This window comes from Pseudomonas sichuanensis, from assembly GCF_003231305.1.
In the GTDB taxonomy this organism is placed as follows: Bacteria; Pseudomonadota; Gammaproteobacteria; order Pseudomonadales; family Pseudomonadaceae; genus Aquipseudomonas; species Aquipseudomonas sichuanensis.
The window spans coordinates 59,502-80,180 of record NZ_QKVM01000027.1 but is presented as its reverse complement, the minus strand read 5'-3'; the positions used below and the strand labels follow the sequence as shown (position 1 = coordinate 80,180).

The window sequence follows — 20,679 nt, the reverse complement described above, 5'->3', positions numbered from 1 at the left end:
TAAAGCTAATGAATGCGCATACCTTATAAAAACAAATCAATCACCAAACAAACAATTCAACACCCAACATCCAACATCCAACATCCAACATCCAACATCCAACATCCTCAGTCCGAATCAAACCACACCAACGATCAAGAACTCTCCCGCTGCATCAACTCAAACCCCAGATCCTGCTGCTCAGTCACCGCCCGCTTACCATCAAGCATCGCCAGCAACGCCTGCGCCGCCCCCCGCCCAACCGCCGCCCGCGGCGTACGAATCGACGTCAACGGCGGCACCATATGCGCCGAAGCCGGCAAATCGTTGAACCCAATCATCGCCACCCGCCCCGGCACCGCGACCCCCTCACGCAGCGCCTGCAGCACCGCCCCCTGCGCCAGGTCATCGTTACAGAAGAAGATCCCATCCACATCCGGCGCCTGCGCCAGCAAACGGCTGAACAACTCACCGCCCAAACCGATCGACGAAGGCTGCGGGTCGAGCATCTCCAGCTCCGGCGCCTGCAACCCAGCCTCCGCCAAGGCCTGACGGAAGCCCTCGGCCCGCTGCATCACCCGCGGGTCCAGTTGCGCCGCGATGAACCCCAGGCGCCGCCGCCCACGCGCAATCAGATGCTGCGCCGCCGCACGCCCGGCCTGGTGCTGGGAGAACCCGACCGACAGCGCCCCCGCTTCACCGCCCAGCTCCATCATGTGCACACAAGGCACATGGCTGGCCGCCAGCAACTGCCGCGCACCCTCACTGCGCTCGAAACCCGTGAGCAACATGCCGCAAGGTTGATAGGCGAGATAGTTGCGAATCAGGTTCTCTTCCTCGGCAATATCGTAGTGATAGTTGCCGATCAGCACCTCCAGGCCGCGCGGGCGCATGACCTCGTGAATGGCTTCGAGGGTGTCGATGAACAACTGGTTCGACAATGACGGAATCAGCACCACCACCGATTGGCTGCGCGCCGAGGCCAAGGCCCGCGCCGCCGGGTTGGCAACGTAGCCCAGGCTGGCCGCTGCCGCCATGACCTTGGCCACCAGTTCCGGGGCGACAGTGATGACGCCGCGCAGGGCGCGGGAAGCGGTAATCGGGGATACCCCGGAAAGCCTGGCGACTTCCGCCAGAGTGGGACGACCTGTGGTACGCGAGCCGATGCGAGACATGAATGTTGTAATTTTACTACTTGCAGGAATGGGGAACGGTCACTAAGGTAGCGCTGTCTCTGGATGCAGGCAATGCAATCTTGGTAGCAGCCATGCATGCAGCGTCCATACTGCCTAAGACAAAATCAATAACACCCGGGAGGGTGGCGCTCGCACTCTCGTTTCGCCCTGGTCGAGACAGCGCTATCTCACCCAGCAGGAGGTACCGATGAACTTTCCCCTGTCCGCGATAGTGGTGATGGGCGTGGCTGGATGCGGCAAAAGCAGCATCGGCGCCGCCATTGCTGCGCGCAGCGGTGGTCGCCTGGTCGAAGGCGATGCGTTCCACCCCGCCAGCAACATTGCCAAGATGAGCGCCGGCATCCCCCTGGACGATGACGACCGCGCCGGCTGGCTGGTGCGCCTTGGCGAAGAACTGCAGGCCATCATCAAGGCCGGCGAGCGCCCGATCCTCACCTGCTCGGCACTCAAGCGCCGCTACCGCGAAACCCTGCGCCAGGCCGTGCCCGAGCTGGGTTTCGTGTTCCTCGAGCTGACCCCGCAGGAAGCCGAAAAGCGCGTACTCGCCCGCCCCGGCCACTTCATGCCGGCCAGCCTGATCGACAGCCAGTTCGCCGCCCTGGAATCACCGCGCGGCGAACCCCTCACCCTGGCGCTGGATGCCACCCGCCCGATCGAGGCCCTCGCCGAGACCGTGCATGACTGGCTAAAGCCCTGCGGTGAGCGGCCCCTGGCGCGGACTGCCTGACCCGGCGGTTTTCCGGCTCACCAAAGATAGCGCTATCTCACCACCTGAAAGCGACGAACGCTCAAAACCAAGCTACGCCAAAACAACAACGACAAGACCGAGGCTTACGAACCATGTTCGGACTGGCTACTGATACCTTCCTGTTGCTCGACGCGATGGTCACCATCATCGGGCTCATCCTGCTGATCACCCATTTCAAGGTCCATCCCTTCGTTGCCCTCACCCTGGCCGCAGGCTTTCTTGGCCTGACCTCCGGCATGCCGGTGGCCAAGGTGATGAAGTCGTTCCAGGACGGCTTTGGCGGCGTGTTGGGCTTTGTCGGCATCGTCCTTGCGCTGGGCACCATGCTCGGCAAGCTGATGGCCGACTCCGGCGGCGCCGACCAGATCGCCCAGACGCTGATCCGCGCCTTCGGCAAGCAGAAAGTGCACTGGGCCATGATGTTCGCCGCCTTCCTGGTGGGCATCCCGCTGTTCTTCGAAATCGGCTTCGTGCTGCTGATTCCCCTGGTGTTCATAGTCGCCCGCCGCTCCGGGGTATCGCTGGTGAAGATCGGCATCCCGCTGCTGGCCGGCCTGTCGGTGGTGCACGGCCTGGTGCCGCCGCACCCGGGGCCATTGCTGGCGATCGGCATCTTCCATGCCGACATCGGCAAGACCATCTTTTACGGCCTGCTGGTCGCCCTGCCCACCGCCGTCATCGCCGGCCCGCTGTTCGGTAACTTCATCTCGCGCTACATCCCCGGCAACCCTTCCCAGGAGTTGATGGACCAGATCGCCCGTGAATCCGACCAGAAGAACCTGCCCAGCTTCAGCGTGACCTTGATCACCGTGCTGCTGCCGGTGGTGCTGATGCTGCTCAAGACCTTCGCCGACGTGGTACTGCCGGCCGAGCACATCGTGCGCCAGTGGATGGACCTGATCGGCCACCCGATCACCGCCCTGCTCGCCGCCCTGCTGCTGGCCTTCTATACCTTCGGTTCGGCGCGCGGTTTCAGCCGCCAGCAGATCATGAAGATGCTCGACCAGAGCCTGGCCCCCACTGCCGCGATCGTGCTGATCGTCGGCGCCGGCGGCGGCTTCAAACAGATGCTGGTGGATACCGGCGTGGGCAACGTGATCGGGCAAATGGCCGTGCAGGCCGATATTTCGCCGATCATGCTGGCCTGGCTGGTGGCCGCGGTGATCCGCATTGCCACAGGTTCGGCGACAGTCGCCACCATCACCGGCGCCGGCATCGTCGCACCGGTGATCGACCTGGTGCCGGGTGTCAACCGCGAACTGCTGGTGCTGGCCACCGGCGCGGGCTCGCTGATCCTGTCCCACGTCAACGACGCCGGCTTCTGGCTGGTCAAGCAGTACTTCAACATGACCGTGGCCGAGACCTTCAAGACCTGGAGCATGATGGAGACCATCCTGTCGGTGGTCGGCATCATCTTCATCATGTTGCTGGCCCAGGTGGTGTGACCGTTGATCAGGGCCATGGCAACTTGCTGACGAGGGCGTGGCCCAAGTGAGACAGCGGCCCCGCGCAAGCGGGGCCGATTTCTTTGTGTCGCAAGGAGCTTGCCCGATGAACCGATCCTTCCTGTTCGCCGCCCTGCTTGCAGCGCCCCTGGCATTCGCCGCCGGTACCGGCGCCACCTACCCCGACGATCCGCACAACCCGGCTCCACAGCCGGGCGTGGACAGCACACTCAACCCGATCGAGCAGCCCATGCCTCGGGACACTGACCCGCGGATCAAGGGCAATGATCCGGACAGCCCCGCGGCCCGGCAGAATGATGATCGCGATCTGCCGGGGCTGGGGGAAAGTGGCTCAGAGGGCATGGGCCGCCAAGGGGAAGGCGCCAGCGGCAAGCCCTGAGACAATAGCCTGCCCCGCAGCTTGCTTGGCATGGCCTTGAGCCAACCGGTGAAGTTCAAATCGCGGGGCAAGCCCGCTCCCACGTTCGCTGTCAGGGCCCATACGACGCATCACCACTGTCGCTTGTCTGGCCGTGTCAGCCCCAGCTTTTCGATTTTGTAGCGCAGCATGTCACGCGAGAGCCCCAGCAGGCGTGCCGACTTGGTGACATTCCAGTCGGTGCGGTCAAGGGTGCGGCAAACCATGTCGCGCTCCATGTCCGGCAGGCTGCCGGCGGCTTCCGGCTCATGCCGAGGCAGTTCGAAGATGGCCGCTGGCGCCGGTTGAGCTACGGGTTCGTCAACCAGGGTCAGGCACAGGTTCAGCTGATGCGCACCGATCACCTCGCTGGGGGCCAGCAATACGGTCTGTTCAAGCATGTTGCGCAGTTCGCGGACATTGCCCGGCCAGCTGTAGCCGAGCATCATCGCCTCGGCCTCGGCGGAAAACCGCAGCCCTGGCTTGCCGTAGCGGCGCCCGTGGTGGGCGAGGAAGTGCCGCGCCAGGCGCAGGATGTCCTGGCCCCGGGCATACAGCCGGGGCACCTTGAGGGCGATGATGCGCAGCCGGAAAAACAGATCGCGACGGAACTTGCCCTGCTGCACCATCTGCTCAAGGTTGCAGTTGGTGGCGCTGATCACCCGCAAATCGACCTTGCGCTCCTTCACCGCACCAATGCGGCGAATGCTGCGATCTTCGAGCAGCTTGAGCAGCTTGGCCTGCAGTACCAGGTCCATCTCGCCGATCTCGTCGAGGAACAGGGTGCCGCCATCGGCCGCCTCGACCAGGCCCACACGGCGCTCCTTGGCATCGGTGAAGGCGCCCTTTTCATGGCCAAACAGTTCGGCTTCCAACAAGTTGGCCGGGATCGACGCGCAGTTGAACTCGATGAAAGGCCCCTTGGCGCGGCTGCCGTCGAAATGCAGGGCGCGCGCCACCAGTTCCTTGCCGGTGCCGGTTTCGCCTTCAACCAGCACAGGCGGAAGGTCGTCGCTGGCCATGCGCCGTTCGGCATCGAGCACCTGGCGCAGGGTGTGCTTGAGCTCGAGCATGACGGGTGACTCGCCGATCAGCGCCTGCAAACCTGACTTCTGCGCTTCGCGCTCCTGATAGAACGACAGCGTACGCTCCATGCGCTCGGTGGCCAGGGCCTTGTCCAGCATCAGCTTGAGCTCGGCCAGCACCACCGGCTTGGTGAGGTAGTGGAAGGCGCCCTCCTTCATGGCCAGCACAGCGTCCTCGACGTTGCCGTAGCCGGTCATCATGATCACCTTGAGCTCCGGGGCCTGGGCCACCAGGGTGCGCAACAGGTCATGGCCGCTCATGCCGGGCAACGAGTTGTCGGTGAGGACCGCGTCAGGCTGGGCCCGTTTGATCTGCTCCGGGGCCAGCTCGGCGCTGTGGCACACCGTCACCTCGAAGCCTTTGAGTTTCAGGTAGGTGCAAATGTTGTCGGCGAGGATTTCGTCATCCTCTACCACCAGGATGCTGTGATCCATGGTCCCCTCCCGCTGCAAGATTGAAAGTAAGGCTGACGCGGGTTCCTTCCTCTTCGCGGCTGCTCAGTTCGACCGAACCGCCAAAGCGCTCCATGATGCGTTTGACCAACGCAAGGCCGACACCCAGGCCGCCCTGCTTGGTGGTGAAAAAGGGTTTGAACACCATGCGTTTCTGCTGCTCGGTCATGCCTTTGCCGGTGTCGCTGAACAGCAACTGGGCCTGCTGCCCATCCAGCACCAGCACCTCGGCACGCAACTCGCCGCCCTGCGGCATCGCTTCCAGCGCGTTGGCGAACAGGCTGTTGAGGATCTGGGTCAGCTGCAACGGCTGGCTGGCCACCCACTGCTCGGCGGGCCCAGTGAAGCTGAAGCACACCGCATTACGCTGGATCTGTGGAGTGAACGTCTGCCGCGCATCCTCGATGGCAGCAACCAGGTCGACGGCTTCGGGCTCGTCACTGGCCGGGCGTAGCGACACCAGCAGGTCGCGTACCCAACGTGACATGCGGTCGACCTGGGTAACGATGTCACCGATATTCTTCTGCGCCGCCGGGTTGGCGATGTCCTGGGCCAGCTCGGCGCTCGAGCGTATGTTGGCCAACGGATTGCGCAGGCTGTGGGCCAACGCCGAGGACATCTCGCCAAGGGCGGCATAGGTTTCGCTCGCCACCAGGCGATCCTGCTGCTGGTGCAGCATGCCCGCAGCCCGGCGCACGATCCAGAACAACCCAAGGTAGATCAGTGCCCCACCTGCCAGGGTAGAGCCCCAGATCAGCACATAGCCACGCTGGATGCGCCGCACCAGGTCCTGGGGCTCCTTGTAGATCTCGACCATGGCCAGCACCTGCTCGCCCTGGCTGTCGAACAAGGGAATGTAGTTCTCGATGAACAGGTGGCGCGGCTCGCGCTCGAACTTCTGCTCTTCGCGATCATCGTCTGCCTTGTGGTAACTGGCCGAGACCGATTTGCGCGAGCGGAAGGCATGCTCGAGGTCGTCGTCTTCATCGATGCGCTTGCCGATCAGTTGCGCATTGGTCGACCAGATCACCGTGCGGTCCCGGGCATAGACGTTGGCCAACAGCGTGTCGGGCAAATGCTCGACATGGTCGAGGAACTCCACCCGGGTCGACTCGGCGAGTTGCGGGGTGAACTGCAGGTGCTGCTGATCGAGCCGTGGGTCGAGCAACTCGCCCATGGTGACGCCCGGCGGCAATTGCGAATGACGTACCTCGGCCTGGGCCATGGCCTGGATGAACTGGGCGGTCAGCATGGCATCGCGCTCGACGCTGTCACGCACCACAAAGCGTGTCGACGCATAGCCAAGGCCAATGGCCACTGAAGCGATGATCAACAGGCTGACCAGTGAAAACCAGCGCAGCAGGTTGAATTCGCGTAGCGGCACAGCCTGCCCGGTCGAGGGCGCAGCGGATTTGTCGGGGGCTTCGTTCTGCAGTGTCTGCATCGCTTGGTTCCCGCCTGGATACTGCCGAGGATGGCCTGCGCTACGCGCGGTAGCACATTGATGACTGCCGACCATGATGCCGGCCTTGGCCGAAGGTTAGATGATGGGAAAGCAAGATTTTGGCCAGTACTTGGCTCATTTGAATAACCGTTAATAATCAGTCAATTAACCAATACTCATAAAGCAGGTTAGATAAACATTCCCCACAATTGGGTAATGTTCACCCATCATTTGCACCCCCAATGAAATCACGTGCTTGCGCAATTTCGCCGGTATCCCTGTCACGACTGGGCCAGGCGGAAGTTGAGCGACACCCGGGTACCGACACCTTCATAGCTGCTCAGCCTCACCGAGCCGCCAAAGCGCTCCATGATCCGCTTGACCAGCATCAACCCCACCCCCAGGCCACCCTGTTTGGTGGAGAAGAACGGCCGGAAGGCCAAACGCTGTTGCTGCTCGCTCATTCCCCGGCCGGTGTCCGAAAGGCGCAGCGTCAGGCTGCGCCGATCGTGGCGCACCAGCTCCACACGCAGCTCGCCGCCCTGCTCCATCGACTCCAGGGCATTGGCGATCAGGCTGTTGAAAATCTGCCCGAGCAACACCGGTTGCCCAAGTACCTGCACCGCTGGCAATTCGGCCAGGCGCACCTGCACGCTGCTGCGCCGCAGCGCCGTGTCGTAGGCTTGCAGGCTGGTCTGCAACGCCTGCCCCAGGTCTACCGGCACCGCCTCTTCACTCAACGGACGCAGCGACTGCAACAGCTCACGCACCCAGTGCGACATTCGGTCGACCTGGTTGATGATGTCGTTCACATGCTTTTGCGCCGGGCCCTCGTCGAAGGCCTGGGCCAGCTCGGCGCTGGAGCGGATGCTGGCCAGCGGGTTGCGCAGGCTGTGGGCCACCGCCGAAGACACCTCGCCCAGCGCAACGAAAGTCTCGTTGCCGATCAGCCGCTTCTGCTGCACGGCCATCAAGCGCGCGGCCCGGCGCATGATGCCGTACAGCCCGGCATAGACCAGCCCGGCGCCCACCGCCACGGCCAGCCAGATCAACAGCAGGCCATGTTCGATGCGCACGATCAGGTCGTGGGGCTCCTTGTAGATCTCCACCATGGCGGTGACTTGATCGTTATCGGCATCGAACAGCGGGATGTAGTTTTCGATGAACAGCTGTTCAGGCGGGGTGACGAACTTCTGTTCACTGCGCGCCTTGTCGAAATCGTGGTAACTCGCCGACACCCGCATCTTGTACTCGAAGGCCCGGTCGAGGTCGTCGTCGCCCTCGATCAGTTTGCCCACCAGCGCCGGGTTGCTCGACCAGATCACCGTGCGGTCGGGGGCATAGATGTTGGCCAGGAGCATGTCCGGCAGGTGGGCGATATGATCGAGAAACTCGCCTCGGGCCCGGCGCCGGGCCTCGGGGTCGACATCCGGCATGCCGTGATCGGTGCGCGGGTCGATCAGCTCGCCCATGGTGCGCACATTGGGGATCGACACATGACGCACCTCGGCGTCGGCAATCGAGGTGATGAACTGGGCGGTCAGCAACGCATCGCGCTCGACGCTCTCGTCGATGATGTAGCGGCTGGAGATCAACCCCAGCCCCACGGCCACCGAAACGATGAAGGCCAGGCTGACCCAGGCATACCAGCGCAGCAGGTTGAATGGCCGGCGTGCCGAGCTGGCCTCGGCGGCAGGCATGAGTGTGTCGGGACGGGGGGCGAGGTCCATGGCGGGCTCCGCGGCTGGGCACCTGTTTCAAGGTTATAGCCCAGAGTTGGGGAAACCATGATGGTTTTACGCCACTGCCCGGCACTTTCGCGACCAAGGGGGCCGCCAGGCCACCTGGCTACAGCGGCGAATCGTCGGCCAACCCCCGCAACAGGCGGTAATCACGCAGCACGTTGGGCACATAACGCCGTGTCTCGGCAAACGGCGGCACCACCTTGCCGCGGCTGAGCACCGCTTCGGGCCCAGCGTTGTAGGCGGCGACGGCCAGGGTGATGTCGTTGTCGAACAGGGTCAGCATGCGTTTGAGATAGCGCGCCCCGCCCTGCACATTGGATTTCGGGTCGAGCACGTCCTTGACCCCCATCTCCTTCGCCGTATCCGGCATCAACTGCATCAGCCCCGCCGCGCCCTTGGGCGAACGCGCCTTGGGGTTGTAGCCCGATTCGGCCTTGATCAGCGCATGCAGCAGCGCCTGGGGCACATCGTTGGCCAGGGCGGCGGCGGCCACCAGATCGGCGTAGGGCCGGCCCGTGACCAGTTGTGCGTTGGCCGGCCCGCCGTCCGCCGTCGACTCACTGATCACCCGCTCGTACTGCCGGCCTGGCCGGTGCACGTTGGACAGGATGAAGCCGCCCTTGCCGTCACTGGCGATGTACACGTCGGCTAGCGCCTCCGGCATCACCACTGCCGCCGTCAATCCCGCGGCCAGGCCAAGAAAACTCAGTCCACGCATGTCGTTCGCCTCCCACCGTGGCCCCCGATGTGGGGGAAATGCCCCGGAAAACCCGGGTGTACGGAGCACGACGCAAGCAGCGTGCCGCTTGCCATCCCGCATGGCGCAAGGCCCCGGCGCAGACGTGCACGGCTGTTGCATGGCAGCTGTGCACACGCAACGGAGGGTTTCCCCATGCAGCGCAGAATCCATGCCCAACAGGGTTTCACCCTGCTCGAACTGCTGGTGGTGCTGGTGGTACTCGGCCTGCTGGCCGGTATCGTCGCGCCCAAGTACTTCAGCCAGCTCGGCCGTTCCGAAGCCAAGGTGGCGCGAGCGCAGATCGAGGGCCTGGGCAAGGCCCTGGACTTGTACCGCCTGGAAGTCGGCCATTACCCCAGCAGCGAACAGGGCCTACAGGCGCTGACCGTAGCCCCCAGCGGCGAGGCGCGCTGGTCCGGGCCTTACCTGCAGAAAGCCGTGCCGCAGGACCCCTGGGGCCGTCCCTACATCTACCGGCAACCCGGCGAGAACGGCGGTGAGTACGACCTGCTGTCGATGGGCAAGGACGGCCAGCCCGGCGGCGATGGCGAGAACGCCGAGATCACCAGCTGGCAGTAAGGAGCCCGGCCATGCGCTATCAGCTCAAGGCCCTGGGCAGCCAGGGCGTGGTGCAACTGCAGGTGGAGGCCGAAGACCTCGATCAGGCGCGGCGCCAGGCCGAGGACCAGGGCCTGAAGGTGCTCAGCGCGCGCAGCATGGGCTTTGGCCTGCGCGCCCTGCCCTGGCGTCGCGCGCCGGCGTTCGACCTGGTGCTGTTCAGCCAGGAACTGACCACCCTGCTCAATGCCGGCCTGCCACTGATCGACGCGCTGGAAAGCCTGGCCGAGAAATCCCCCGCAGGCGGCGCGCGCAAGACCCTGGAGCACCTGGTGCGCCAGCTCTATGAAGGGCGCTCGTTGTCCCAGGCCCTGGCCCAGCAGCCACGGGTATTCCCCACGCTGTATGTGGCGCTGGTGCAGTCCAGTGAGCGCACCGGGGCACTGGGCGATGCGCTGACGCGCTACATCGGCTACCGCCAGCGCCTGGACCTGGTGCGCCAGAAGCTGGTGGGTGCCTCGGTCTACCCACTGTTGCTGTTGCTGGTGGGCGGTGGCGTGGTGCTGTTCCTGCTCGGCTACGTGGTGCCGCGTTTCAGCCTGGTGTTCGAGGGCATGGGCACCGAGTTGCCATGGCTGTCACGGGTGCTGATGCAGATCGGCCTGTTCCTGCACGCCCAGCAACTGCCCTTGGGGCTCGGCACGCTGGGCGCCATCACGCTGCTGGTCACCTTGCGCCGCCACCCGGCGGTGCGCCGCTGGGCCAGTCGCCAGCTGCGCCGCGTCCCGGCCCTGCACCAGCGCCTGGTGATGTACGAACTGGCGCGTTTCTACCGCTCGCTGGGGATTCTGCTGCAGGGTGGCATCCCCATCCTCACCGCCCTGGGCATGGCCCGGGGGCTGCTGGGCAGCGCCGCTGCCGAAGGCCTGGAACAAGCCAGCCAGCGCGTGGCCGAAGGCTTGCCGCTGTCCGATGCACTGGAAGCCGGGCAACTGGTGACACCGGTGTCACTGCGCCTGCTGCGGGCCGGCGAGCAGTCGGGCAACCTCGGCGAGATGCTGGAGCGCTGCGCCGACTTCCACGACCAGGAGATCGGGCGTTGGGTCGAGTGGTTCGTCAAGCTGTTCGAGCCGCTGCTGATGACCTTCATCGGGTTGTTGATCGGCCTGATCGTGATCCTGATGTACATGCCGATCTTCGAACTGGCATCGAGCATTCACTGAGCGCGGTAGCAAATGGCCACACACCTGGCTTAGCATTCGCGGTTTATCCCGAGAGCCCCGCCACGTGCCGCTTAGCCTGCCGACCCTGATGCTGGTCGCCGTGTTCATCTTCACCCTGATGAGCATTCTCACCCTGCACGCCTGGCGGCGCTGCGCCGGCGACCCGAGCCTGGGCTATCTGGGCGCGATGCTGCTGGCCTCCACGGTTGGCGTGGGGCTGACCGGCCTGCGCGGCCTGGGCATGGACTACCTGGCACTGGTGCTGGGCAACAGCCTGCTGTTGGCCGCTGCCGGCCTTGGCTGGACGGCCATGCGCGTGCTCGGTGGGCGCACGCCGCACTGGCCGCTGCTGCTGGCGGGGGCCGTGTGGTGGTGGCTGTTCAGCCTGTGGCCGGGCTTCCATGACGATCTTGGCCTGCGGGTGAAGGTCTATTCCATCGCGACCCTCGGCTATACCCTGCTGAGCATCGCCGAGCTGAAGTGGCCGCGGGTACACCTGCAGGTGTCGTACACCCCCGCGCTGATCCTCACCAGCCTGCATGCGCTGATCTACTTCATCCGCGCCTGGGTCGACGAGGGTGACGCCCTCGCCCGAGCGATCACCCTGCAAGCCGGTTCCCCGGCGCTGTTTGCCTTGATCCTGTTTGAATCGATGCTGTTCGCCATCGGCATTTCCTACGTCATCCTGGCGATGGTCCGTGAGCGCGCCGAGATTCAATTGCGGGCCGCAGCCTACAGCGACCCGTTGACCGGCATCGAGAACCGCCGTGCATTCATGGAAGGTGGCGAGCAGTTGCTGCGCGAATGCGCTGCCCGCCGTATGCCGGTAACCCTGCTGCTGTGCGATCTCGACCACTTCAAGCAGATCAACGACCACTACGGTCACCCCAAGGGGGACGAAGTGCTGATTGCGTTCGCCAACGAAACGGCGAGCCACCTGCGCCGCGACGATCTGTTCGCACGGATCGGCGGCGAAGAGTTCGCTTGCCTGCTGCGCGGCAGCGACGCCGCAGCCGCTGATGCCGTGGCGCAGCGCATCTGCGCCGGGTTTGCCGGGCTGCCGATGCTGGAACCCGGCCAGTTGGGGGTGAGCATCGGCATCGTCAGCCGGCCGGCACAGGAATGCGACCTGTCACGGCTGCTGTCGATGGCCGACCATGCGCTGTATGCGGCCAAGCAGCAGGGGCGCAGCCGGGTGTTGCAATACGCCGGGGCGTGAGGTGGTCCTTTGGGGGGAGACGGCCCTGGGTTACCTGCACTGGCCTCATCGCCGGCAAGCCGGCTCCCACACAATGGACTTGCACATCCGCTGTAGGAGCGCATAACGGGTGGTAAGCACGCTCGAGGTGGGAGCTGGCTTGCCAGCGATGGGGCCAGCAGCTGCGCCGACAGGTACTGCTCAATAGTCGAAGCGTTCCACCGCCCGGCGCCGCTCGTTGTCATCGCGCCTGTCATAAATCGCCGTGGTCTGGATATTGGCGTGGTGCGCCAGCTTCTGGGCGATCGACAGGTCATGTTCCTCGATCACCCGGGTGATGAACGCCCGGCGAAAGTCGTGGGGCATGATCTTCGCCCCCACCTGCGCCCCGCGCTGGCGGGCGATGTAGTAGATGGCGTGCTTGGTGATGCGCGCGCGGGTGATGTGGCTGCCGCGGCGGATACGGTTGAACAGGAAACTGTCGTCACGCTCGCCGGCCGGCAGGTGCTGGCGGCGCAGTTCGAGCCAGGCCGAGAGCTTGTCGAAGGCCCAGGCCGGGGCGTACTTGAGCAACTGGCGGTTGCCCTTGCCCAGCACCTGCACGCAGCGCTCCTGGAAGTCCACCTGGGCCAGGTCGATGTCCACCGACTCCGACTTGCGCATGCCGGTGCCATACAGCAGCGCGAGGATCGCCGCATCGCGCACGCCCTGGGGCCGCGGGTCGGCGGCGCAGACCTCCATCAGCTCACGGATCAGGCTACGCCGCAGGTTGCGCCCCGGGGGCAGGCGGCTGCCGCTGGCAGGCTTGATCTCGCGGATCTTCAGCAGCTGTTCATGCTCGATCTGCCCCAGCCGCCAGGCTTCGTTCATCACCCCGCGCACGGCGTTGACGTACAGCGAAGAGGTGTTGGGGGCATAGCCGTCGGCACGCAGGGCGGCAACCAGGGCGATCACATGGCCGGGCTCGAGGTGGTGCCACGGCACATCGGCGATGTCGGCATCGACGAAACCCAGGCGGTCAGCCGCGTCCTGGAGGATATAGCGCATGGTCAGCTGACTGGACGGGGCCAGGCGGGCCAGGTACTGCAGCAGCGGGTTGCGCGCGAGGTCAATCACAACGGGGATCCTGTAGCGAAGCCTTGCTCATGATCAAGCAAAGCGTGAAGCGAGTCGTTATGACGCACATAGATGTCAAAACGACAACAAAATAATCGGGTCAATATGACTCGATGAAGTGCCATCACCTTGATATTCAAGGGTTTGAGCGCTGGCACGGATTGTGATGTTACCCCATTCAACCTCTGTGATCGAACCAAGGGTCTTGCCATGCTTGTCCAGCCGATTGCCGCCCGTCCGCGCCAGGCCCTCTGGGCCCTGGCTTTTCGACCGTTCTTCCTCGGCGGCAGCCTGTTCGCTTTGCTCGCCCTGTTGCTATGGGCCGGGGCGCTCAGCGGCGCACTGCATACCACGGCCCCTGGCGGCATGCTCGCCTGGCACCGGCATGAGATGCTGTTCGGCTTTGCCGTGGCGATCGTCGCCGGCTTCCTGCTCACGGCAGTGCAGAACTGGAGCGGCCTGCCCGGCCTCAGCGGGCGCTGGCTGCAGGGGCTGTTCCTGCTTTGGCTGCTGGGTCGCGCCAGTTGGTTCCTGGCGCTGCCGCCAGCGCTGCTGGTGGCCGTGCATGGCGCATTCCTGCCGCTGGTGGCGCTGGCCCTGGCGCGGCCGATCATCCAGCGGCGTTTGCGCAACAACTACCCGATCGTGGCGCTGGTGCTGCTGCTCGCCAGCTGCCAGTGGATCACCCTGTTCGGCTGGCTGAACCAGGACGAGGCGTGGCAACGGCGTGGCGTGCTCGCCGGGTTGTGGCTGGTGGCGGCGATGATGAGCGTGATCGGCGGGCGGGTCATCCCGTTCTTCACCCGCCGTGGCCTGGGCAACATGAGCCCCGCCCCTGCCCGGCCCTGGCTCGACCGCGCCTGCCTGCTGGGCAGCGTGGCCCTGCCGGTCAGTTATGTGCTCGGCCTCGAGGACACGCCACAACCCGCCATGGCGGTACTGTTCGCTGCCCTCGCTGTGCTGCACGCGGTGCGCCTGGCGTTGTGGCACGACCGTGGCCTATGGCGGCTGCCGCTGTTGTGGTCGCTGCACCTGGCCTATGCCTGGCTGATCCCGGCCTGCCTGGGCCTGGCTCTGTGGCATACGGGTATCGCGCTCAACCCCAGCCTGCCGGCCCACGCGCTGACGGTGGGGGCGATGACCGGGCTGATCGTGGCGATGATGGCGCGGGTCAGCCTGGGGCATACCGGGCGGCCTTTGCAGGTGCCGCGCAGCATCGGCTGGACGTTTGCCCTGATCCAGCTGGCCGCGGTTGCCCGGGTGCTGGTGACGCCCTTCACGTCACTGGGGCTGGGGCTTTCGGTGGTGTTCGGCTGCACGGCGTTGCTGCTGTTCGTTTGGCACTACCTGCCGATTCTGCTGCGGCCCCGTGTAGATGGGATGCCGGGTTAGTCCTGCTACAGGTCAGTGAAGCCAAAATGGGGCTGCTTCGCAGCCCTTCGCGGGCAAGCCCGCGCCCACAGGTACAGCGTATAGATCAAGAAGTGCTTCCACTGTGGGAGCGCCGAACCGCCAAGGGCAGCAGAGTGGACTACAGTTGAACGGCATCCTTCTCCAACAACGAGACCGCATGGCCTTCCACCACCTGACCCGTACCCACCCCCGTCTCACCCTCGCCACCTTGGCCGGCCTTGCCGGCGCCTGGCTGATCCCGGCCGACGACACCGTGCAGCACATCCTCGCCGGCTGGAACCTCGGGGTCTGGCTGTACCTGCTGATGGTCCTCTGGCTCAGCCTGCGGGCCACGCCCGACAGGGTGCGCAAGGTGGCCCGCGTCGAGGACGAAAACGCCGGCCTGGTGCTGGTCGCCGTGAGCGTCGCCGCCATCGCCAGCCTCGCCGCGGTGACCCTGCAGCTGGTTTCAAGCCGGGGGCTTGCGGGCAACGCCCTGGCCCTGCACTACCTGTACACCGGCCTCACCGTTGCCGGCTCATGGCTGATGATCGGCTGCATCTTCAGCCTGCACTACGCTCGGCTGTTCTACACCGGCAACTGCCACGAACCACCGCTGCGTTTCGCCGATGGCGAGCGCAACCCGGACTACTGGGACTTCCACTATTTCTCGTTCACCATCAGCGTCGCCGTGCAGACCTCGGACGTGGGGGTCGGCGGGCGCGCCATGCGCCGGGTGGTGCTGGCCCACTCATTGGTAGGCTTCGTGTTCAACACGGCGATCCTCGGTTTCACCATCAACATCGCCGCCGGCCTGCTCGGCTAGCAGGCGCCGCGCACAGGCGGCGATCCGTCGGCATACCTGCTCCAGCACCTCGGCGTCCAGCACCAGGCCCAGACGTACATGCCCGGCAGCGCTCGGCCCGAAGGCATCTCCAGGCAGCAGCGCCACGCCTTGCTCGTCGAGCAGGCGCTGGGCGAAGGCCTGGGCGCTGAGCCCGGTGGCGCGAATGTCGAGCATCACGAACATGCCCCCGGCCGGCCGGTGGGGCTGCACGCCTGGGCAGCCTTCGAGCACCGCGCACACCCGATCGCGCCGCTGGCGGTAAGCCTCGCGCATGCACGCCACTTCGGGCAGTTGCTGCTGCAGCGCCACGCAAGCGGCCTGCATCACGAACTCCGGCAGGCCGAACAGCATCGCCATCGCCAGGTTGCTCAGGTGCTCGGCCAGCGCCGGCGGCCCGATCACCCAGCCAATCCGCCAGCCGCTCATGGCATGGGTCTTGGACAGGCTGTCGATCACCACGCAGCGCTCGGCCATGCCCGGCAGGCCCAACGGGCTGGGCGCCTCGCCTTCATACAGCAGACCCCGGTAGACCTCGTCGCACACCAGCCACAGGTCATGCTTGCGGCACAATTGCGCCAGACGGCGCAGGTCTGCCAAAGGGATCACCGCACCGGTAGGGTTGTGCGGGCTGTTGAGCAGCAACCCGCGGGTACGCGGGGTGATGGCCCGGGCCACCGCCTCGGGGTCGAGGCGAAACCCCTGCTCCGGCCGCACGGCCACCTGCACCGCCTGCGCCCCGCAAGCACCGAACACGCCGTGATAAGTGACATACATGGGCTCGGCGACGATCACTTCGTCACCGGCTTCGAACAGGCACTGGAAGGTGGTGTACAGGGCGCATTGGGCACCAGCGGTGACCACCACCTGGTCCGGGTGCAGCGCCAGTCGGCGCTGGCGCACGATCGCCTCGCGCAGGGCCAGGCTGCCGCGCACATCGCTGTAATGGGTGTCGCCCCGGCGCAGGCTGCTCACGGCGGTTTCAACCACCGCTGCGGGGGTATCGAAATCCGGGTCGCCCACCGACAGCAGGAAGACCTCGCGGCCTTGCTTGCGCAGGGCCTGGGCCTGGTAGTGGATGTCCCAGGCGGCAGCCGCGTCGCCGGCGATACGTTGGGTGAGCGTGGCGTAACGCATGACTGTCTCCCTGTCTGCCCGGCAGCGCCGCTGGTCCGAAACGCGCTGTCGGTAAACATAGCAGAGCAGGCACCGGCGTCAGCCCCCACCCCTTGCGGGAAAACGTTTGCCCAGGCCGTCGGCCGCCAGCCGGTCGTCAACAGGCCACTGTGACGGCCGTCATGCATTAACACATTTGTCATGTTTTGCGCGGAACGTTGCCGTGGCGACTGCTATGGTTAGATTCCGACGGCCAGGTAAGGCCTGTCTGACTTCAAACTTCGACATCACCCCGTTCAGCAACGAACAAGGAGGCTGGCATGAACAAGATGACGTTCCCCAACGCCTGCCAGGTGATGCGTTGGCATTTCCATCCTCTGGGTTTCGAAGCCAGCATGGATGCGCCACGCAGCATGGTCGCCCGGCTTTTCGACCGCGCCAGCGGTGAAACCCTGCTGGCCATCGCCGGCATCCCCTGCGCGGCAATCATGGCCGCCACCGATGTCGAGCGCATCATCGAAGCGGTAGAGGCCGAGATGGAGACCTTCGACCTGCGCTTCAACCCGCTGCGCGACGCGGTCTAGCCTACCGTCTCACGCCGCGTGTCCAGCCCGTTCATGAACTGCTCGGGCGGTACCGGCTGCCCCAGCAGGTAACCCTGCAGCGAGTCGCAGCCCAGTCGGGTCAGGAAATCCTGCTGGCGGTCCGTTTCCACCCCCTCGGCGACGATCCGCAACCCCAGTGCCTGGCCCAGCGCAACGATGGCCGAGACGATCGCCGCGTCATCGCTGTCCTGCTCCAGGTCACGGACGAACCCTCGGTCGATCTTCAGCTCGTTGGCCGGCAGGCGCTTGAGGTACATCAGGCTGGAATAACCAGTGCCGAAATCATCGATGGACAGGTCCACGCCCATGTCCGATAGGCGCTGCAGCACCATCAGGCTGGCATCGGCGTCGCGCATGGCGGTGGTTTCGGTGATTTCCAGGGTCAGCCGGTTGGCCGGCAGGCCGTTATCGGCGAGGGCCTGGGCGACGCTGTCGACCAGCCCGGCATGGCAGAACTGGATCGCCGACAGGTTGACCGCGATACGCCAGTCCTCCCGCCCCTCGCCCAACCATTGACGCATCTGCCGGCAGGCCTCGCCCAGCACCCACTCGCCGATGGGGATGATCAGCCCGGTCTTTTCGGCAAGGCCGATAAAGCGGTCCGGCAGCATCAGGCCATGTTGCGGGTGCTCCCAGCGCAGCAGTGCCTCGGCGCCGATGGGTTGGCGCGCGACGGCGTCGAACTTGGGCTGGTAATGCAGGCGGAACTGGCCATGCTCCAGCGCCGTGCGCAAGTCCTGCAGCAATTGCAGCTGCTGGCGCGCGTTACTGTTCATCGACGCGTCGAAGAAGCTGTAGCCGTTCTTGCCGGCACTCTTGGCGTGGTACATCGCGGCGTCGGCGTTGCGCAGCAGCTCATGCTGATCCAGGCCGTTGCCTGGGTAGAGCACGATGCCCAGGCTGGCCGACAGCATCAGGTCATGCTCGGCCACCCGGAACGGCTTGGCCATCAGGTTGACCTGCTTGGCCGCGACGTTCATGGCATCGTCCGGCTCGCCAAGCTCGACCAGCAGCACGAACTCGTCACCGCCGATACGCGCCAGGGTGTCCTGGCTGTGCAGGTGGCCGCGCAAGCGCGCCGCCACCGCCTTGAGCAACAGGTCGCCGATATGGTGGCCAAAGGCATCGTTGACCGGTTTGAAACCGTCCAGGTCGATGAACATCAGGGCGAAGCAGCCGCCCTGCTCCGCCACCCGGCCCATGGCTTGCTCGATGCGGTCGGCCAGCAATGTGCGGTTGGGCAGCCCGGTGAGGGTGTCATGCAGGGCCAGTTGGGTGAGTTCCTGGTTGGCCAGCGTCAGCGAACGCGCCAGCTCCGCCGTGCGCGCTTCCAGACGCGCGTCCAGCACCGAAGTGAGCAGGGCCACGGCCAACACCGCCAGGGTGGTGATCAGTACTAGGTAATCGAGGCCATCGCCCGCCAGGCCATCGGCCAGCGCACCGCAGAAACTGCCCTCGGGGAAGTTCGCCGCCGCCATGCCGGTGTAGTGCATGCCGACGATGGCGATACCCATCACCACCGCCGCCACACCACGCACCTGCCGTACATACGGGGTGTGCTGGCGCAGACGGAAGGCGATCCACAGCGCCGCAGCCGATGCGCCTACCGCTATGGCCAGGGAGGCGCCGAACAGGGTCGGGTCATAGTCGATCCCAGGCTGCATGCGCAGCGCGGCCATGCCCATGTAGTGCATGCAGGCGATGCCGGTGCCCATGATCAGCGCACCGAAGCCCAGCTGCAGCCACGGCAACTTCGGCTGGCTCACCAGCCACAGGGCAAAGCCCGACGACAGCACCGCGATCAGCAGGGACAGCGCCGTCAGCGCGGTGTCGTAACCCAGGCTGATCGGCAGGCTGAAGGCGAGCATGCCGATGAAGTGCATCGACCAGATGCCGATGCCCATGGCCAGTGCCCCACCCCCCATCCACAGATGCACCGCACGCCCTTTGGCCGTGGCGATGCGCCCGGTCAGATCGAGGGCCGTATAAGAGGCAAGAATGGCCACGCACAGCGAGATCAACACCAGCGAGGAGGAGTAACTACCGATCAGCATTTGCACTTCCAGGAGCAGGGCGAAGGGGTGCCCGGAAAAGCCGATGATTGTACTCAAGCTTTGACGAAACGCACGGGGTTTTCACGAACGAGAATGGATCCAATGACTGGCCGAAAGCAGCGTAATAGCTGAGCTAGAGCCTTTTGATGGGCAGATACCGGCAGATTGCCACTTGTCGTCTGTTGCCCCACTGCCATAATCATTCGCCATTGCCGGGCTTGAACGAGACGGCGTTGCTCGGGCACCCTCGAGCACGCGCCAAGCGAAGCGACGCCAGCTAATCTGTACAAGCCGCCACAACCTTCCACCACTGTTTCAGGAGCTCACGATGGCCACCCGGTCCGGGCACATACCCTTGCTCGCCCTCCCCCTGCTCGCCCTGAGCCTGGCGCTCACAGCCGGCTGCTCGAGCAAACATGCCAGTACCCGCTACGCCGCCCAGGGCTCCAACTGTTACGCCAAGGCCATGCCCAGCAGCGGCGAAGGCGGCCTGGCGTTCGGCCCGACCCTGGCCACGGCCAGCCGCAAGTCGCTGGACAGCTGCATGCGCTATGCCGGCCGCTCGGGCGGTGCGCCGAAGACCTGCCAGGTGGTGCTGGCCAAGTGCAAGAGCTGAACGGCTAACCGAGTGCTTCCTCGATCAGTGCCGCAACCTCCCGCGGGTGGGACGCCAGCGAGGCATGGCTGGCGTCCAGGGTGATGACCTTGCGCGCCTTCAGCCGCGCCGACATCATCTGCTGGTTGGCCGGTGCAATCATGTGGTCCTGACTGGAGATCTGGTACCACGAGGGCTTGTGCCGCCACGCCGGGTTGCTGATGTTGTCGCCAAAGGTACTGGCCAGCGGCGCCTTCTGCGTCACCGCCATCACCAGTGCATCGTCAGTCGACAGGTCCTGGCAGAAGCTCTCGTGGAACTTGTCGGCCTTGATCCACAGGTAGCCGTCGCTGTCCGGCTCAAGGTTCGGCGCCGCCACCGGCAGGTGCTGTTGCGTCAGGCCGCCGGGGCTCTCCCCGGCATCGGGTGCGAAGGCAGCGATGTAGACCAACCCCATCACGTTCGCCGCGTTACCCGCCTCGGTGATGACCGCGCCGCCGTAGGAATGCCCCACCAGCAGTACCGGCCCCTGCACCTGCGCGACCATCTTGCGCGTGCGCTCAGCGTCATCGGCCAGGGAAGTCAACGGCAGCTCCACGGCCCTCAAGTCACTGATCCCTCTGCGTGACAGTTCGACGATCACCCTGCCCCAATGGGCGGCGCCGCCCCAGAAACCGTGGACGAGAACGACTGTAGGCCTGGTACTCATGGGTTTGCCTCTTCGCT

At 65.1% G+C, this 20,679-nt stretch carries 19 protein-coding genes; 10 read left to right on the top strand and 9 right to left on the bottom strand.

From position 1 onward, the window contains the following. Positions 1–134 precede the first annotated feature (134 nt). Positions 135–1,154, bottom strand: coding sequence for an HTH-type transcriptional regulator GntR (gntR, locus tag DM373_RS15800; protein WP_110994464.1), 1,020 nt, complete (start codon positions 1,152–1,154; stop codon positions 135–137). Positions 1,155–1,362: 208 nt separating this feature from the next. On the opposite strand from gntR, the gene DM373_RS15795 reads away from it, so the two are divergent. The 3 genes from DM373_RS15795 to DM373_RS15785 all read left to right on the top strand — a co-directional run bounded on the left by DM373_RS15795 (position 1,363) and on the right by DM373_RS15785 (position 3,768). Next, the gene (locus tag DM373_RS15795; RefSeq protein WP_110994463.1) at positions 1,363–1,902 is read left to right on the top strand and encodes a gluconokinase; all 540 of its coding nucleotides are present in this window, start codon (positions 1,363–1,365) and stop codon (positions 1,900–1,902) included. Positions 1,903–2,015: 113 nt separating this feature from the next. Next, positions 2,016–3,368: a GntP family permease gene (locus tag DM373_RS15790; protein ID WP_110994462.1), complete on the top strand. Its 1,353-nt coding sequence runs from the start codon at positions 2,016–2,018 to the stop codon at positions 3,366–3,368. A gap of 106 nt (positions 3,369–3,474) precedes the next feature. Then, the gene (locus tag DM373_RS15785) at positions 3,475–3,768 is read left to right on the top strand and encodes a hypothetical protein (protein WP_110994461.1); all 294 of its coding nucleotides are present in this window, start codon (positions 3,475–3,477) and stop codon (positions 3,766–3,768) included. A 110-nt stretch (positions 3,769–3,878) separates the two neighbouring features. On the opposite strand, the gene DM373_RS15780 is transcribed toward DM373_RS15785, so the two are convergent. From DM373_RS15780 to DM373_RS15765, 4 genes are all read right to left on the bottom strand, one after another. Continuing rightward, the gene (locus DM373_RS15780) at positions 3,879–5,306 is read right to left on the bottom strand and encodes a sigma-54-dependent transcriptional regulator (protein ID WP_110994460.1); all 1,428 of its coding nucleotides are present in this window, start codon (positions 5,304–5,306) and stop codon (positions 3,879–3,881) included. Next, positions 5,275–6,768 (bottom strand): sensor histidine kinase, encoded by a 1,494-nt coding sequence (locus tag DM373_RS15775; RefSeq protein WP_110994469.1) that lies wholly within the window; start codon positions 6,766–6,768, stop codon positions 5,275–5,277. The genes DM373_RS15780 and DM373_RS15775 overlap by 32 nt, the downstream gene beginning before the upstream one ends. Before the next feature lie 281 nt (positions 6,769–7,049). Then, a complete protein-coding gene (locus DM373_RS15770) occupies positions 7,050–8,498 on the bottom strand; it encodes a sensor histidine kinase (RefSeq protein ID WP_110994459.1) in 1,449 nt (482 codons plus the stop codon). A 118-nt stretch (positions 8,499–8,616) separates the two neighbouring features. Next, positions 8,617–9,231 (bottom strand): lytic transglycosylase domain-containing protein, encoded by a 615-nt coding sequence (locus tag DM373_RS15765; RefSeq protein WP_110994458.1) that lies wholly within the window; start codon positions 9,229–9,231, stop codon positions 8,617–8,619. Between the two features lie 174 nt (positions 9,232–9,405). Here DM373_RS15765 and gspG point away from each other — a divergent pair, with 174 nt between their 5' ends. The 3 genes from gspG (at position 9,406) to DM373_RS15750 (ending at position 12,252) form a co-directional block, all read left to right on the top strand. Further along, complete coding sequence (gspG, locus tag DM373_RS15760; protein ID WP_110994457.1) at positions 9,406–9,831, top strand: type II secretion system major pseudopilin GspG; 426 nt, start codon at positions 9,406–9,408, stop codon at positions 9,829–9,831. Between the two features lie 11 nt (positions 9,832–9,842). Beyond that, on the top strand, positions 9,843–11,033 hold the full coding sequence (locus DM373_RS15755) for a type II secretion system F family protein (protein WP_110994456.1): 1,191 nt from the start codon (positions 9,843–9,845) through the stop codon (positions 11,031–11,033). A gap of 64 nt (positions 11,034–11,097) precedes the next feature. Next, the gene (locus DM373_RS15750) at positions 11,098–12,252 is read left to right on the top strand and encodes a GGDEF domain-containing protein (RefSeq protein ID WP_244215079.1); all 1,155 of its coding nucleotides are present in this window, start codon (positions 11,098–11,100) and stop codon (positions 12,250–12,252) included. A 180-nt stretch (positions 12,253–12,432) separates the two neighbouring features. On the opposite strand, the gene DM373_RS15745 is transcribed toward DM373_RS15750, so the two are convergent. Then, positions 12,433–13,347 carry a site-specific integrase gene (locus DM373_RS15745; RefSeq protein ID WP_110994455.1) on the bottom strand — a complete coding sequence of 305 codons (915 nt, stop codon included), beginning with the start codon at positions 13,345–13,347 and terminating at the stop codon, positions 12,433–12,435. Between the two features lie 210 nt (positions 13,348–13,557). On the opposite strand from DM373_RS15745, the gene DM373_RS15740 reads away from it, so the two are divergent. Beyond that, positions 13,558–14,739, top strand: a complete 1,182-nt coding sequence (locus DM373_RS15740) for an NnrS family protein (RefSeq protein WP_110994454.1) — start codon at positions 13,558–13,560, stop codon at positions 14,737–14,739. A 178-nt stretch (positions 14,740–14,917) separates the two neighbouring features. Continuing rightward, positions 14,918–15,565, top strand: a complete 648-nt coding sequence (locus tag DM373_RS15735; RefSeq protein ID WP_110994453.1) for a DUF1345 domain-containing protein — start codon at positions 14,918–14,920, stop codon at positions 15,563–15,565. On the opposite strand, the gene DM373_RS15730 is transcribed toward DM373_RS15735, so the two are convergent. Beyond that, a complete protein-coding gene (locus tag DM373_RS15730; protein ID WP_110994452.1) occupies positions 15,491–16,720 on the bottom strand; it encodes a pyridoxal phosphate-dependent aminotransferase in 1,230 nt (409 codons plus the stop codon). The genes DM373_RS15735 and DM373_RS15730 overlap by 75 nt on opposite strands. A gap of 299 nt (positions 16,721–17,019) precedes the next feature. Here DM373_RS15730 and DM373_RS15725 point away from each other — a divergent pair, with 299 nt between their 5' ends. Further along, positions 17,020–17,283, top strand: coding sequence for a DUF1652 domain-containing protein (locus DM373_RS15725; RefSeq protein WP_110994451.1), 264 nt, complete (start codon positions 17,020–17,022; stop codon positions 17,281–17,283). Here the strand turns inward: DM373_RS15725 and DM373_RS15720 are convergent. Further along, positions 17,280–19,358, bottom strand: a complete 2,079-nt coding sequence (locus DM373_RS15720; protein WP_110994450.1) for a putative bifunctional diguanylate cyclase/phosphodiesterase — start codon at positions 19,356–19,358, stop codon at positions 17,280–17,282. The two genes, DM373_RS15725 and DM373_RS15720, sit on opposite strands and share 4 nt — an antisense overlap. A 328-nt stretch (positions 19,359–19,686) precedes the next feature. On the opposite strand from DM373_RS15720, the gene DM373_RS15715 reads away from it, so the two are divergent. Next, the gene (locus DM373_RS15715; RefSeq protein WP_110994449.1) at positions 19,687–19,974 is read left to right on the top strand and encodes a hypothetical protein; all 288 of its coding nucleotides are present in this window, start codon (positions 19,687–19,689) and stop codon (positions 19,972–19,974) included. A 4-nt stretch (positions 19,975–19,978) separates the two neighbouring features. Here DM373_RS15715 and DM373_RS15710 read toward each other — a convergent pair whose 3' ends face one another. Continuing rightward, complete coding sequence (locus DM373_RS15710) at positions 19,979–20,662, bottom strand: alpha/beta hydrolase (protein ID WP_110994448.1); 684 nt, start codon at positions 20,660–20,662, stop codon at positions 19,979–19,981. Positions 20,663–20,679: the final 17 nt, after the last annotated feature.

Coding starts and splice junctions, on each gene's coding strand:
- DM373_RS15795 (WP_110994463.1), top strand. CDS start 1,363: ATGAACTTTCCCCTGTCCGCGATAGTGGTGATGGGCGTGGCTGGATGC.
- DM373_RS15725 (WP_110994451.1), top strand. CDS start 17,020: ATGAACAAGATGACGTTCCCCAACGCCTGCCAGGTGATGCGTTGGCAT.
- DM373_RS15730 (WP_110994452.1), bottom strand. CDS start 16,720: ATGCGTTACGCCACGCTCACCCAACGTATCGCCGGCGACGCGGCTGCC.
- DM373_RS15780 (WP_110994460.1), bottom strand. CDS start 5,306: ATGGATCACAGCATCCTGGTGGTAGAGGATGACGAAATCCTCGCCGAC.
- DM373_RS15710 (WP_110994448.1), bottom strand. CDS start 20,662: ATGAGTACCAGGCCTACAGTCGTTCTCGTCCACGGTTTCTGGGGCGGC.
- DM373_RS15770 (WP_110994459.1), bottom strand. CDS start 8,498: ATGGACCTCGCCCCCCGTCCCGACACACTCATGCCTGCCGCCGAGGCC.
- DM373_RS15740 (WP_110994454.1), top strand. CDS start 13,558: ATGCTTGTCCAGCCGATTGCCGCCCGTCCGCGCCAGGCCCTCTGGGCC.
- gntR (WP_110994464.1), bottom strand. CDS start 1,154: ATGTCTCGCATCGGCTCGCGTACCACAGGTCGTCCCACTCTGGCGGAA.
- DM373_RS15775 (WP_110994469.1), bottom strand. CDS start 6,768: ATGCAGACACTGCAGAACGAAGCCCCCGACAAATCCGCTGCGCCCTCG.
- DM373_RS15785 (WP_110994461.1), top strand. CDS start 3,475: ATGAACCGATCCTTCCTGTTCGCCGCCCTGCTTGCAGCGCCCCTGGCA.
- gspG (WP_110994457.1), top strand. CDS start 9,406: ATGCAGCGCAGAATCCATGCCCAACAGGGTTTCACCCTGCTCGAACTG.
- DM373_RS15715 (WP_110994449.1), top strand. CDS start 19,687: ATGGCCACCCGGTCCGGGCACATACCCTTGCTCGCCCTCCCCCTGCTC.
- DM373_RS15755 (WP_110994456.1), top strand. CDS start 9,843: ATGCGCTATCAGCTCAAGGCCCTGGGCAGCCAGGGCGTGGTGCAACTG.
- DM373_RS15765 (WP_110994458.1), bottom strand. CDS start 9,231: ATGCGTGGACTGAGTTTTCTTGGCCTGGCCGCGGGATTGACGGCGGCA.
- DM373_RS15720 (WP_110994450.1), bottom strand. CDS start 19,358: ATGCTGATCGGTAGTTACTCCTCCTCGCTGGTGTTGATCTCGCTGTGC.
- DM373_RS15790 (WP_110994462.1), top strand. CDS start 2,016: ATGTTCGGACTGGCTACTGATACCTTCCTGTTGCTCGACGCGATGGTC.
- DM373_RS15735 (WP_110994453.1), top strand. CDS start 14,918: ATGGCCTTCCACCACCTGACCCGTACCCACCCCCGTCTCACCCTCGCC.